12 protein-coding genes are annotated in these 13,904 nt (G+C 56.1%); 5 read left to right on the top strand and 7 right to left on the bottom strand.

Annotated elements, in window-relative coordinates:
* Positions 1 to 11: 11 nt before the first annotated feature.
* Together J4862_RS06080 and J4862_RS06075 are read right to left on the bottom strand one after the other, a co-directional pair.
* Positions 12 to 572: a hypothetical protein gene (locus tag J4862_RS06080; protein WP_211788235.1), complete on the bottom strand. Its 561-nt coding sequence runs from the start codon at positions 570 to 572 to the stop codon at positions 12 to 14.
* Between the two features lie 33 nt (positions 573 to 605).
* Positions 606 to 1,295 carry a hypothetical protein gene (locus J4862_RS06075; protein WP_211788234.1) on the bottom strand — a complete coding sequence of 230 codons (690 nt, stop codon included), beginning with the start codon at positions 1,293 to 1,295 and terminating at the stop codon, positions 606 to 608.
* Positions 1,296 to 1,590: 295 nt separating this feature from the next.
* Between J4862_RS06075 and J4862_RS06070 the strand changes: the two genes are divergently transcribed.
* From J4862_RS06070 to J4862_RS06050, 5 genes are all read left to right on the top strand, one after another.
* A complete protein-coding gene (locus J4862_RS06070) occupies positions 1,591 to 2,064 on the top strand; it encodes a hypothetical protein (RefSeq protein WP_211788233.1) in 474 nt (157 codons plus the stop codon).
* Positions 2,065 to 2,070: 6 nt separating this feature from the next.
* On the top strand, positions 2,071 to 2,550 hold the full coding sequence (locus J4862_RS06065) for a DUF4494 family protein (RefSeq protein WP_211788232.1): 480 nt from the start codon (positions 2,071 to 2,073) through the stop codon (positions 2,548 to 2,550).
* Between the two features lie 4 nt (positions 2,551 to 2,554).
* Complete coding sequence (locus tag J4862_RS06060; protein ID WP_211788231.1) at positions 2,555 to 2,797, top strand: hypothetical protein; 243 nt, start codon at positions 2,555 to 2,557, stop codon at positions 2,795 to 2,797.
* Positions 2,798 to 2,956: 159 nt separating this feature from the next.
* A complete protein-coding gene (locus tag J4862_RS06055) occupies positions 2,957 to 3,265 on the top strand; it encodes a type II toxin-antitoxin system RelE/ParE family toxin (RefSeq protein WP_211788230.1) in 309 nt (102 codons plus the stop codon).
* Positions 3,266 to 3,277: 12 nt separating this feature from the next.
* Entirely contained in the window at positions 3,278 to 4,387 is a 1,110-nt protein-coding gene (locus J4862_RS06050; RefSeq protein ID WP_211788229.1) for an ImmA/IrrE family metallo-endopeptidase, read from the top strand.
* Between the two features lie 356 nt (positions 4,388 to 4,743).
* Here the strand turns inward: J4862_RS06050 and J4862_RS06045 are convergent, their stop codons facing one another.
* From J4862_RS06045 to J4862_RS06025, 5 genes are read right to left on the bottom strand one after another with little or no spacing between them, the layout of a single operon-like run.
* Complete coding sequence (locus J4862_RS06045) at positions 4,744 to 6,750, bottom strand: toxin glutamine deamidase domain-containing protein (RefSeq protein WP_211788228.1); 2,007 nt, start codon at positions 6,748 to 6,750, stop codon at positions 4,744 to 4,746.
* Positions 6,734 to 6,952, bottom strand: a complete 219-nt coding sequence (locus J4862_RS06040) for a hypothetical protein (protein ID WP_211788227.1) — start codon at positions 6,950 to 6,952, stop codon at positions 6,734 to 6,736. Before J4862_RS06040 ends, J4862_RS06045 begins: the two co-directional genes overlap by 17 nt.
* A 3-nt stretch (positions 6,953 to 6,955) precedes the next feature.
* Entirely contained in the window at positions 6,956 to 8,359 is a 1,404-nt protein-coding gene (locus J4862_RS06035; RefSeq protein WP_211788226.1) for a phage portal protein, read from the bottom strand.
* Between the two features lie 29 nt (positions 8,360 to 8,388).
* On the bottom strand, positions 8,389 to 9,309 hold the full coding sequence (locus J4862_RS06030) for a hypothetical protein (RefSeq protein ID WP_211788225.1): 921 nt from the start codon (positions 9,307 to 9,309) through the stop codon (positions 8,389 to 8,391).
* A 20-nt stretch (positions 9,310 to 9,329) separates the two neighbouring features.
* Complete coding sequence (locus tag J4862_RS06025; RefSeq protein ID WP_211788224.1) at positions 9,330 to 13,781, bottom strand: tape measure protein; 4,452 nt, start codon at positions 13,779 to 13,781, stop codon at positions 9,330 to 9,332.
* Positions 13,782 to 13,904: the final 123 nt, after the last annotated feature.

The raw sequence follows: 13,904 nt of genomic DNA, 5'->3' as shown, positions 1-13,904 counted from the left end.
TTGCGGAGGTGTTAGTAGTTGATGATGGTGGGGAGGTACTTCGCTACGCACGAGGGGAGGACACTCCCCGAGGTGACAGCGATAAGCCAGGCGTCGGTCGTGAGGTTGCTCTTCGGGTCGATTTTGACACCAGTACCCGAGATGGCGATGGGCTTATACTTGAGGGTGGAGGTCTTCGCGCTCTCCTCCTTCGCTTCAGCAATAGCCGATCCGATGGGGAGCGACCCGAGAGCCGCCTTAAGCGTGAGGAGGTCGAAGCCCTTGTCTGAGGTGTCAATCTTCGTGATAGCGGTAGCTACCTTGCCCTCATCTGCGAGGATGAAGTCGCCGACCTTGAACTGATGTCCCTTGGCGACCTTGACGGCGGTTTCTGAGGCCTGAACCTCCGCGAAGACACGTGCTACCTTGACTACGTGGCAGATACCCCCGATGGGGGCGCTGAGGGGCGTACCCTCAGGGAGGTAGTCGCCCGACAGCTCGGAGACGTCTACGGAGACGCCCCCTCGGATATCGGCTACCTTGTGAATGAGGACGCGAGGGGTTCGGTCATCTCTGCGTCTCTGTACAGTCATTCCCATAGTTGCTTTTGGTTGATAGGTTGGTGATTAGAAGGGCTGGCTGTCGGTGCTGGGGATGCCCTCACGTCGCGCGATGGCTTCCTGCTGGGCTTGGCTAAGCTCCTTCGCTGGGGCTGATCCAGCGCCATTGCGAGAGCTAGGTGTCCCAAAGACAGCACCCTTACTCGACAGTGTCTGCGCTAAGGCGTCTACTTCGCTGGTGATTTCACCCTTCAGCGTGGCGAAGTCCTCGGCACTCAGGGTGTCGAGGTTAATGCGTTCGTAGGGCTTGCGCAGTGGCTCGGGGAGCTTAGTGTAAATCTCCGCAAGCTGGCTTCTCCGCTCCGTGGACGTCCGCTGTCCTTCCATCTTGTCGAGGCGCTCGGTGAGTGCCTTCGCCCAGGCGGGAACTTCGTCCGTCTGTTCCTTCGGTGCGGTCTGAGAGCCTTGACCTCCCCCCGGGGTGTGGTTAGGCGTCGACTCTGTAGCTGGCTTTCCATCCTTGAGTCCGTGCTTGGTCTCGTAGTTTGCCACCGCAGTTGTCGTGGCTTCGGTGGCTCGGCTATCGCCATAGCTCTCGATTACCTCTAACAGCTGGGCAGTGACCCCCTCGACAGCGGTTGTCACTTGCTCTTCCGTGGCGGTAGTTCCAGCGAGCTTGTCGGCGATCCTACCGAGGATGTTGGCGTTGCGCCCAGGGAACTTTGCACGCAGCGCTTCGAGAATACGTTCTTTCATAATCTTGTAATCTGATTGGTTTTCTCATCAAATATACTGATTATTCTTCTGTTAGCGCCGCGCGTTGGGCTTGTTTGGGCTTTCTATTTTGATATATGTGAGTTATATTGGGTGTCAAGGTGTGGTATTGTAATTATATTATACTTATCTTTGCGTCGAAAAGGAAACCCATAAGTTTATAATCAAGCGATATGAAAGCAGTAAATCTAGGCTTGGAACCAAGCCAGCAAAGGTCAACGATCAATAATCTGTCGGAAGGCTCCCACTACCTCACCACCCTAAGCTCCCTCTAGCGATGAACCTACGACAGATTAACCCCGAAGGGATTAAGCGGCTCGCAGGCGGCGAGATATGGATCCTACTCAGCGAGATAGATGAGGTCGAGCATCTTTACGAGGAGAAGCGTACTCCTGTATGGCATCAACTCGGGTGTCCCCCGCATTTTCGCCACTACCTCCGTCAGATGCTCATCGCGCAGAAGCTCCACGTGAGTCCTAAGACGCCATTCCGTGGAGCACAAAAGCAGATAGCCCGTAAACTATCGCTGAAAAAGAGAGTAGCGGAAGCCGAGGCGCTAGGTGTCGAGCCCTTCCAGATAGTGCACTCTTCAGACTACTGCGAAGGGGACGATAAGACCTACGTCGTCCTCTCTCGCCCTCCTGAAGTATATAGCCTCCGAAAGGCTGACGAGCCAAACGGAACACTCAGCGCCTCCATCAATTGGGAGAGACAGAGCTACTTCATCTACGAAATCTCTAATCCTCTATAAGTAAGTATGAATATCTACCAAGCCAAGGTCTCGCTAGATAGCCGAGAGACCTCCTCGGGCAAAGTCACCGAGTACTACCTAGTCGAAGCCTTCAGCCTAACCGACGCTGAAGCCCTCCTTGTCAAGGAACTCACCCCTCGCTCATCCGTGGGAACTAAGCTCGTGGAGAGCGCCGACGGAGCGGAGAGCCGTGTGGAGAATATTCCAGGGCGCATCGAGGTCACTGCCATAAGTCAGAAGAAGGCGGCAGACTTCCTTCATGCCCCCATCACTCCCGATACCGATGTCCGCTACTACAGCGCAGTCCTTGGGTACGAGGAGGAAGGCAAGACGAAGAAGGAGACCTACCTCATCAGCGCCTCCAGCTTCAGCGAAGCGTACGAGCTGCTGGAGGATTATACAGGTGCGTATCGCCTGCTCTCCATCGTCGAGACGCCCGTCCTTGACTTCCTCCAGCACGCGAGCCCCTCACAAGCTGAGGCGTAGATCTATGAGCGAATCTCGCTGTATATACAAGCTCGTCTTCCGCATCCCTCCTGAGGGCTACCAGACGGCGGAGTTCTTCTTTCACTCCCTAGCGGCGATATACGACCTCTTCACCCCCTACCAGATAGGCTGCAAGGTCTCCCAGCTCTATAAGGTGGGCGTCCGTCAAGGCATCCCCTACGAGGGTAGGAAGTGCCGCGTGACCCGCGAGCCGATACGACGAAAGAAGAGCCGACGGAAGGCGTAGTCCTCTAGCTTGGTTTGCGAGCAATCATTTAGGTGCGCATCCAGAGAAGTTCGGGTGCGCACCTAAATTTATTGGGGTGTGTAGGCTTCTTCATCATAGTAGAAATAACACATCGTGTTAATTTAATTACTACCTTTGCAGTGTAATCCACCGCTTATAATGGAGATTAAATTTGACAATAGTCGTATAGAAAAGCTGTGTAGCTCTTATGAAAAAGCCTTGAAGAAATTAGGCAAAAACAATGCTGACAAGCTTTTTAAGCGAATAGCCGCACTTGAAGCAGCTGAGACTTTATCCGATGTTATAAATATGCCAGGAAAGTTTCATCAGCTATCAGGAGACAGAGCAGGTACATGGGCTTGCTCTTTAGACGGAGGTCTGCGTCTTATCTTTAAACCCGAGGGAGACCTCCCCACCAATCAAGTAATCTGCGTTATCATCATAGAAACAGTAGACTACCATCCATAAGCGAATAAGACAATGGCAACGACATACAAAAATCCAATAGCATTTCATCCAGGGGAGTACCTTAGAGAGTGGCTGGAGGAGAACAACATGACAAGCAAAGAGCTTGCTCTCCGACTTGGTGGAAAGCCAGAGAAGACTATTAGCAATATCCTCACGGGGAAGAGTGCTATCACCCCGGAGATGGCGGAGGCTCTTTCCTGCGTAACGAGTGTGCCTAGCCGTATGTGGAACAACCTTCAGGCAAAGTATAATGGCTGCTTGGCCTCACAGACTATCGGTGATGCCCATGAAGCGCAATGGGATACCTGGGGTGCCCGCTTCCCTTATAAGGAGATGGTAAAACGCGGCTGGATACCAGATCTAAGCTCCCTTGGAAAGGGGGAAAAGGTTCGCCAGCTTCTAGCCTTCCTTGGGATCTCTCATAGCTCATCCTTTGGGATGATTTACGGAGATCTACTACCCCAGTTCAGGCTGACCAAGGGAGCCAGTCACGACCCCTATGCAACCGCTGTATGGCTGCGACAAGGGCAGATACTCGCCAAGCAACGTACCTTGATCGGGCAATTTGATAGAGAGCAGGTGCAGCAGTCAATTCCTCGACTTAAGGAGGTGCTTATGGACGCGAATCAAAGCCAAGGAAGGCTAGAGGAACTAGCTTCTGAGCTGGGGATTGCGTTGATCATACTCCCGCAGCTCCCAAAGGCTTCCATAAGTGGTGTTGCAATGTGGGTGGGTGGCACTCCTACTATTGTACTGTCGGGGAAGGGGAAGAGGCACGATATGTTCGTCTTCAACTTCTTCCACGAGCTGGGGCATATCCTGCTTCATCGAGGACGAAGCCAGCAGGCGCGCATCTTTGTTGATGATGCTAGTGAATGTGAAGGCGAAAGCAAAGAAGAGCTAGAAGCCAATGCCTTCGCCTCCGATCATCTAATTCCAGCATCGGAAATAGCACAGTGCGCTCTGACCAAGGCTGGAATATCTCAGCTTGCCCGAAGGCACAAAGTCCATCCTTGCGTTGTGCTGGGGCGTCTCGTGAGAGAGAAGCGGATTTCGTGGAAACTGTGCAACTCGAAGTATAAAGATCTTAATGCACAGACGATACTCCCGTCCCAAGCCTGATATAGGCGGCTGCCTTTTGCGTAAGATAATCAAAGCTCTCGGAGTGGAGACCATCTGTAACCAGCGCAATTACTACCTTTGCAAAGCAAACCAAGCGAGGGCGAGCGTCGATACTTAGACGCTCGCCCTACGCTATCACTATTAAAAATATGAGCAAGCGGAGCATACCCGAGGCGGTGAAGGAGGCTGCCTCCTTTATCCTATCCTGCGAAGGGGGTGCAGTTGAGTACATCGGCACACACAAGGGCGAAGAAATCTATGTAGCCTCCATTGAAGACGGACCAACTGGTTTCCCTGAAGTATACGCCTTTGATGGCGCCTCCGTAACAGAGCTGCCGACGAGCGAAGGGATGCGCTTAATCGGTCTCCTTTGCGAAGATTGAGATGTATTCGAGGTTAAACAGCTTATCATCTATCCGAAAGACACCATCGTAGGGACTGAGCCTTGTCGTTCCGCCTTGAAGTAGGGATAGTAGAGACGTTCTGTCTTTATCGCTATTGTCTGCTTGAGGTTCGACGTATAGCAGTCTACCGTCCACTGTGCGCTGGAGTATTGTGGCATGCGCGCCTCTTCTTCTCCACGATATTCCGAGGTAGTATATGCCTGGCTCTTTGCAAGACTCTTCGAAGAACTCCTTGTACCTCTTGGGGCTCATAGCCTTGTAGTTCTTGCCCTCTGCCCATTTTTGCGTAGACTGAATTTCGATCGGTGAGCCATCGGTATTCGTAAAGAGCCTCATCCAGCCCCCTTTCATCACAGCCTCCACAAGAGAGCCGCGAGTATTACCCTTTGCGACAACAGGGAGCCCTCTTGTCCTGAGCAAGTACGCTGGCGTACAGGTCGCGCAGTTGATAGAGTAGGGCTTAGCCTTACGCTCATTGTATTCAGGGTTCAAGCTCAGCTTGCGCCCCCATCTATCTTTATATCTGCCATTCTCGTCTCGTATATACTTGGGGGTATATCTCGGGTTGGCGCTCTGCCTGTCTGCTTCATCAATACTCATAGGTCTGCCCTTGGTGACACCGAGGGCTCTTTCTATTTCACGGCTATTGCGCGCGATAGCTAGGCGAGTCTTCTCATCTAGAGACCTAGGAAGCTCATCGGCATAGCGCCGCACAATCTGACGCTCCTCCCATTGATGCTGTATTAGCCTACGGTCAAAGCTGCGTCGTGCCTCATGGCGTGCCCTGGCTCGTTCGAGCGTCTTGGCACGTCGCTCTTCGGCGGTTGGCGCTGATAGCTTCCCCTTGAGGGCTATGCCCGTCCACCGGGGGTTATCCTTGATGAAGTAGGGCAGGTGCGAGGCTCGGGCAGTGTTCTCCTCGTTCTGTTTGAGCCACGCCTTGAAGCCGTCGGGCGTGTCCGTCACCTCGTTGACGCTGTGGCTATCGATCGGCTCTCCGTTAAGGATGCGCTGGATATCCTGAGCTATCTCCTCTGGCGTCTTAAGGATCGTCGTGACGTAGCAGCGGCAGTGCGGATGCCATCCGACAAATCGGAAGTCCTTCGGGTACTTCCCCACGAGGGAGTCACACATGCAGAGGAAGGGCTTTCCGTTGTGGGTATGATTGCCTGATAGGTGAATCTCTATGCCAACGACGAAGTCCAGCTGCTGGATGCGGAGGTAGTCAGCGGTGCGGTAGGCTATGTTGGTCTCGGTGACGGCAAGACGTCGGGCGTTCTTATAGCTAGAGCGGTAGACGCCCTGCCCTGGGTGATAGGCGGCGGCACGCTTGGAGAGCTGGAGGGCGCCGTGCTGGTCACGGACACGACGGAAGAGCTGCGTCGGCTCACGGAGAAACCCCTGCAGGCTTCGAGCAAGCTCTCCAGCGTCGAGACCGCTACGGATACCTACGTCCAGCCCCATTTCTATCTCTGCCTTGAACTGCTCGGCGTACCTCCAAACCTTCTCGCTGAGGTTTAATCCTGCTACCTTGCGCTGCAGGAAGGCGGCGCGTGCGTCGTCATTGTTCGAGAGATAGCGCTTCTTTAGGTTTTCGGGGAGACGCTTTGCTTTGTCCCCGAAGACCTGAGCCACGAGGTCGTCGTTCTTGTTGTTCGCAAGCTTCCACTCCGCCACGATACCGCCCTTAATAATCCCCTCGATGCCTTGCTTGAGGCTATCCATCATTTGAGAGACTCGTCGCTTCGAGGCTGGTAGGTCGGCGAAGGTGAAGGGCTTCTCCTCACTTGTCGTGACCTTTGGCAGGGTGACGACGATAGCTACCGCCTCACGGACCGCAGCATCGAACGCTTCGTCAATGAGGCGTGCGTAACGCTCCAGCTGGAGGCGGTGCAGGGCTTCGTAGTAGATCTCGGGACGTTTGGGCTTCTTGGCGTCCTTTCTACTTGGTGTGGGCATTGGTACGTGGTGCGAAGTAATCGCAGGCTGGGTTGGAGAGGAAGTCGAGATACAACCCTGCGTGCTTGTTGAAGGGGCAACGGCAGAGGATCATGCGCCCATCGACGAAGGAGGGGCTCTGCCAGTCGAAGCTCCGGGCACAGTCACGACAGCGGAGTCCTGCCTCGGAGAGCTTCACGGCTCTCTGTTTCTTGCGTGCCATACGCTACTGCTCTTCTAGTGGGCTGTAGACCGAGGGCTGGTTCTGCTCGCTGATCTCTCGTATAGTCTTCTCCACGTCGTCAGAATAGCCCAGCTCCTCGATAGCTTCACGCTGCGACATGATCGGCGCACCACCGTTTGCGGTGATGAGTACGTTCACTCGCTCCTGCATGTCGGCGATAGCGAAGGGCGTTATCTTCGTCTCCACGGAGAGGGCGTCGATAGCTTCGGCGTAGCCCGGAGCGGTTAGCGTGGTCTTGAGGAAGGCTTTTACGACGTTCACCTCTCGGTCGAAGAACTCAAGGAGGCGCCCCGACTCATCCAAGACCTTCATCTGGGCGTCGATAAAGAGCTGCTTACGGCTCTCACCCGATAGCGCCTGCTGGCTCATCTTCTCATAGGACCAGTCGGGGAGCTGAAGCTGGGTGAAGAAGAGCGAGCGCAGGCTATCGACGAAGTACTTAAGGTTCTCGACCGCCTGTGCCCAGGTGACGTACTCTGCCTTGGCGTTAGATGGGAACTGGAGTACGGAGCGGAACTCCTTATCACCACTCTTCTCGTCGCCGTAGCTGATCACCTCGTCGGTCATCACCACGAAGAGGGGCTTTGAGTTCTTGCGCAGGTAGTTGCCGTCACGACTGAGCGCCCATTCTATCTCGTAGACCGTCTCGCTGGTGCTCTCCCAGATGGGTGTCGGTCGGTACATATAGACCGCGGGTATCTTACCGATGGTGGTCTCCTCACGCTCGCCTTCCTGCCAGCCCCCTTTCCCCGAGTCGCTGTACTTGACGTGTAGGCGGTCGGTGTAGACGTCAAAGAAGGAGACCTTGGTCTTGCCCACCTTGCGGGTGTAGGCTACAGAGAGAGCAATGAGGTCTCCGTACTCATCAAAGAGGGGATACAGCGAGTCGCCCAGCATTGGGGAGAAATTGCGTGAGCGGAACTTCAGCTGGCTTGGGAAGCCGTAGACACTCGTGGGAGCTTCGGTAGCGTACCAGAGTGTCAGTACCTCGCAGCCAGCGAAGAGCATGTTGAGGCGCTCGATGTTGAGCGAGTCAATTCGGTTACGGGTGAAGATGGCTTCGAGGTACTTAGCCACCTCGCGCTGCTTGTCGTCTGTGGGGCTGTATACCCGACGAACGGGGATGCCACAGCAGAGTTCGGTCATACGCTTGACGGCAAGGCGCTGCAGGTCGAGGGCTACACGCGTGACTCGCTCGATGCCGTCCTTGCCGACGACGTCGGGATAGGCGCTCTTGTCCATCACGGGGTGGTACTTCGGGTTGAACTCGCCCTCGAGACCTTTACGTCCTGCCCATGTGGGGATTTCGATACCCTTCTGTTTGAGGAGGGCTATCTTGTCAGACAAGGAGATGCTGTTGTCGGAGAGGATGTCGTTGATGTCCATAGTTAAGGGGTGGTTTGGGGGTTAGGGGCTTAGATGACGATGGAGGCAAGGCGGTCGATGTCTACACTTCGCCGTAGGTGCTGCAGGGGATAGAAGGTGAAGGCTAGGGCGTCGAATCGGTCGGGGCTTCGTCCGAGGCGCTTCTTGACCTCTTCCTTTGGCTCGATGAGTATCTTACCGTCGGAGCGGAACGACCAGCGCACTTCGGTCATCTCCTCGGCAAGCTGGCTGTCGGGCGGTAGCATCGCCCCAGTGTCATGCTTCGGATTAAGCCAGTCGCGCACTGCCCAAAGCAGGTAGGCGCGCAGGTTGGCGAAGCGGTATTGCCCCGTTAGGTCGCTTAGCTCCTTATCTCGTAGCTTGGCAGAGGCGCTCGCCTTACAACTGATGAGGTAGGGTGTCGACCCCTCTAGCTCTACGAGTCGGCTGTAGACGCCTGCCCCTTCACCAATGGTATCTATGGATACGAAGAGGCGCGGGTCTTTCCGTCGTCGACTGCTGACCTCGCCAGCCGTCGCCATGTGATCTGCGCTGCCGCCCGAGTTGTGGCACTGGAGCGTATCTACCCAAGCACCGCGACGGAGGCAGTAGACCGAGCTGTCGCGACCCATCCCAGCCACGTCCACGCCAAGGATGCTCGGAGCGTCGCTTAGCTCCACCTCGCCAACATCCACGAGGACAGGATAGCCGTCGGGGATGAGGTGCTTGTATTGGCGGAAGACTTCCAGTGTGGGGAAGCCCGAGAGGAGGAGGAATTCGCGGCCTTGGATGCTAAGGAGCTTATCCAGGATCTCAACAATGGAGACCTCCCGACCTGTGAAGACCTCGCAGGAGGCGAGGCGCTCTGCTAGGCCGAGGTCGCCTTCTTTGCGTGCCTTTTGTTCGGCAGATTGCTTTGCGGAGAGCCAGTGTTGGTATAGGTCTTGTATGGCTTTCGTTGCAGTAGTCATTCTATTTATGGTGGGTTCTGTTACTTGATGCGGATTCCCGATAGGGAGATGTCGTCTAGGGTTGAGGACACCCGTCCTAGGTGCTTCTCCATGCGCTCAAGGCGACTACCAAATCCGTTGGTTTCGCCTTCTATGCGGACGACGCTCTGAAGGATGAGGCCCGTGGTGGCGCTGAGCTGTCTAGCCTGCTCGTTGATGGAGAAGGTGTGCCCTTGGATGGCGGTGAGACGGCCGTTCAGCTCGTCAATGGAGTCTTGCGAAGCTGTGGCGATGCCCTTCTTCGAGGCTTGGCGGTTGCTCTCGCCAGCCCCGAGGGTGTCACGGAGCTGCCGCTGCACCTCCTGCATTGCTGCGGTGTAGGCTGGCACTACCTTATCGCCTATACCCTTGAGGTCACGGCTCAGTTCGCTGGTCATCCCGATAATCTTTTTCGGGTCGAACTCTGCCGCCGTGAACTTCGCCTTGTACTTATCGAAAACCCCAAGCATCGGTTTCATCAGCAATTCCTCGGTGAGCTGCTTCTTGACCATGTCCCGGATGATGTCGCTGGCCTTGGCGTTAAAGGCTTCGGCAGCGTCGCTCCCTCGGTCGAAGGCGGAGGCGATGGCGTCACCCAGCTCGCTTGCTAGCTTGGTAAAGTCACCGCCAAGCACGTCTTCGGTGAGCTTGTTGATGACCTCCGCCTGCTTCTCGCCAAGCTCTTGGATCTTCCGCTTATACTCCTCTATTTTCCCCCCGTCACTTTTCTTCTTGCTCCGCTCTGCGTCCATCTGCTGACTCAGCGCTATTTGCTGCTGGGCCATAGCTTTAATTTGAGATCGGTCGCTCTGGTATTTCTCCGCCCCGACGACCTTATTCGCGGAGTAGGCGACCTTCTCGTAGACGGATGCGATGCGCTGAGCAGCTACGCTGTTTTGTTGGGCGATGTGGTCGGCAATCCTACCAGCATCGAAGAGGCTACCACGATACGCCCCGACCTGATGACGTGAGGCTTCGATAGCTTCGTTCAAGGTCTGGAAGGCACTGATCGACCTCTCCAGCTGAATGGTGGAGGCGTGGTCAATCTCCCACTGGAGGGAGTCGATGCGTCGCTGAAGGGACTGTATCTGCTTGTCCTTCTCCTCGTCGTTGTTGAAGAGTGAGGCTATCTTCTGCGCTACGGAGAGGGCTGTGGTGACGATAGAAAGGATGAGGGATGCCTTCTCTACGGTCTTCATAGCAGCGCTTGCTCCTGAAGCGGTAGCTGCCATAGCTCCAGTGCTGGCTTGCGTAAGCTGGACGACGGAGTTAATGGCGCTGAAGGTGGCAGTGGCTATCGAGCCGACGCCTCGAAGGAGCTTTCCAACTGTTCCACCGATAGCACTTCCCAGCTCGTCGAAGCTCTTAGCGCCCTTGTCGATGGTGTCGGCAAGGTCTTTCCACTCCTTAATGGAGCGCTTCTCTGGGGCAAGCTTATCCTTAGCGGTGACTTTCGCTAGGGACTTCTGCAGCTGGTCCACACGAGCCTTGGCGGTGGCGATATCAGTGGAGGAGACGCCAGGGACGGATTGCAGCTTCTCCAGCTCAGCCTTCGCCGTCTCCAGTGTCTTACTGAGCTGGTCAAGGCTGAGGGAGGCGATACTCTCCATCCACGCCTTGAAGCTCTCCGATCTCTGGGCGATCTCTAGATCAAGTGCGCTCAGGGCTTCGTCGTGCTTGCGGTTCAGCTCCACCTCATTGTCAGCGGTGACGCCCTCGTGGTAGCTGGTGCGCTTGCCCTGAGTATCGTGCTGGTAGAGCGCCTCGCGTCGTCGAGCGAAATCCTCGTCCAGGCGTAGACGTCGCTGCTCGTAGCTCTCCGCACCCTCGAGGAGCTTCTTCCAGTGCGCCTCCTGCTCCTGTCGCTCCTGCTCTCGGTGGATGCGCGCTTGCTCGGCCAGCATGGCCCGAGCCCGCTCCCCGAGCTCCGCCGTTCCTATGGTCGTAGGGTCGAATACTTCTCCCTTATCCTTGGCTTTGGGGTTTGACTGCTCCCACTGCTTCCGAGCTTCAGTACGCTGAGCTTCGATGAGGTCTTGCTCCAGCCGTCGGTAAGCGGCTTTGCGCTTCTCAGCATTGAGGAGCATAAGGGCTTCCTCCTTCTTCCAGCCTTCCTCCATCGTTGCTACGCGCTCCTCCTGCTGACGGAGGAGACGGCTCTGCTCGTCCTGCTGAGTCTTCTCTTCGAGGAGCTTCAGGTCGATGGCTCGCTGCTTGCGCTCTGCCAGCTCGTGGTTGGGGGTGGACTTAGCTCCTGCACCACTTCTTCCGCCCTTCTTGCTCTTGCCCGTGAGGATGGCAATGGTCTCTTCTGTCTCCTTGATATCCTTGTTCACGGAGTCCAGCGCCTCCTTGAAGCTCTTACCCATCGTAGCGGAGGCGTCTTTGTCTAGGAGCCTCTGCCGCTGGTCAAGGAGGCGCTTCAGCTTAGCATTGGAGTCAGCTAGCTCCTCGTTGAAGTTGGCGAGCGGCTTGCCCTGTGCCTTCTTCGTCTCGCCTGGGGCGTCACCAAAGAGGACGTTGGCATCTCGGATACCCTTCTCCAGCTCTTCGTTGCGCTTCACAAGAGTATTAAGCACATGCCTAAAGTGGAAGGGATCCATCTTTGGCTTAAGGAGCTCCATCGTCTTTTCTGCGAATGCGGGATTTACCTTCTGCCCTCCCTCAATAGCGCTACGCAACTTCACAAATAGGCTATCCCCCTTGTCTTGTCCATACGCCTTGGCTAGCTGGCTACGTAGCTCTTGGAGTGTCTCCTTATTGCGCTCAAACATCGAGTCCCCCAGCTCCTTGATGGCTTGCTCTCGGTGGCGTGCCATAATGGACTTGCGCACCTCGTCGGTGAGGAGCTTGTAGGCACCTGAAAGGTCGTTCACCTCGAGGCGCTCCTTAACGAGGGCGCTGACAGCCTGGGGGGCTTTCTTGAGAAACTCTTCCTTCTTCTGGGCGTAGGTGGCAAGGGCTTCGTTGTGTGCCTCTTGACTTTTCGTGCTGTCGTCGCTGGCTTCCTTGGCTTCCTTGAGGGAGGCATAGAGGTCACGAAGGACCAGCTTCTCCCCTTCGTATTCCTTGGTCGCATTAGCGTGGGCTTCCTTGAGCTTGCGTGCAGAGGATTCCGCTTCGGTCTCATAGGTAGCCAGCTCGTAGATGCCGTAGGACAGGAGTGCCACGGCGGCAGCTGCGAGGGCGTAGGGGTTTGCCATCAGAACGGCGTTGAGACGCGTGGTGACAGCGGTGAGGGTGGTCTTGGCCGCGGAGAGAGCTCCCGTGGCCGCTGTCGCTGTCGCCTTGCTGGCGGTGGAGATAGCGGTAAGCTGGGCTTCGCTGACGGTGACGCCGATAGCAGCCTGCTGCGCGACGAACTGCTGACGCAGGGCAAGGGTGTAGGCTTGTGTCCCGATGGTCAACCCTTGCTTCTGCACCATCGCCACACCTTGCACACCAATGAGCGCTTCGAGCTGGCGAGCTTCGATAACCCAAGCAGAGGCAGCACGCGCCTTGTCGAGGGCAACAGTGGCGAGAAGCACTGCCTTGTACGTGCCTACTGCACCAGCGGCGGCAAAGATGACCTTGGTGAGCGTTTGCCAGTTCTCTACGGCGGTTGTGGCAAGTCTAATACCTGCCCCTATAGCCCCCTCGGTCTGCTCCCCGATTTCGTTGAGCATTTGCTCGTAGGCGTCGGAGAGTGCACCGAGCTGACCTCGGAGGGTCTTCGACTGTCCTTCAAGATTGCCGTAGAAGAGACCGCCGGCACTGGTGGCGGAGCGTAGCGCCCCTTCGACCTGATCAATGCTGATAGCCCCTGCCTCCATGTCCTTCTTGAGCTCTGCCATCGAACGGCCGGTTGTTCGGGCGATCTCCGATAGCGGGTTAAAGCCCGCGTTGATCATCTGGTTGAGGTCTTGCCCCATCAGACGCCCCGTGCTGGATATCTGAGAGAAGGCTAAGGCAAGCGACTGAAGCTTGTCCCCCGAGCCACCCGATATATCACCGAGACGCTTGATGAGGGGGACAATCTTTTCTCCCTCGATGCCGAATGAGAGCATCGTCTGACTGGCACGCGCCAGGTCGGACAAGTCCATCGGGGTTTCTGCGCCAAAGCGCGTCAGCTCGGAGAGCATTTCCTGAGCCTTCTGCCCTGAGCCCAGGAGAGAGGTCAAAGAGGCTCCCAAGCCCTGCATATCAGCCCTGACTTGGATGACACTTCGGGCGAAGGAGAGCAGAGCCCCTGTCCCGAAGGTGGCTGCGAGGGTCGCCCCAAGGGTGGAGAGGGACCCTTCGAGTGCTTTTGCCCCGTCAGCACCGGAGTGGAAGGCAGCATCTATCTCCTTACCCGAGGCGTACGCGGAGGTCTCGATACTGGAGAGGACACGCTTTGCCTCCTCGGCGTCCTGCTTGAGCTGCGAGTTGTCGAGGGCTATGCCGAAGTAGCTACGTCCGTTGTCTTGGTTCATCGTTGGAAGGGGTTGAGGAGATTAGTCGGATTGGGAGAGCAGGCGGTGGAGGTGCTCTCTGTTCTTGGGGTCATCGGCGCGAATGACCTCTTCGTCGGTCTTCTTGTCCTTATCCTTCGGGGG

It is taken from the genome of Porphyromonas sp. oral taxon 275, assembly GCF_018127745.1.
In the GTDB taxonomy this organism is placed as follows: Bacteria; Bacteroidota; Bacteroidia; order Bacteroidales; family Porphyromonadaceae; genus Porphyromonas.
Note: the sequence above shows the minus strand (reverse complement) of the source record. Positions and strands in the feature narration are given on the sequence as shown.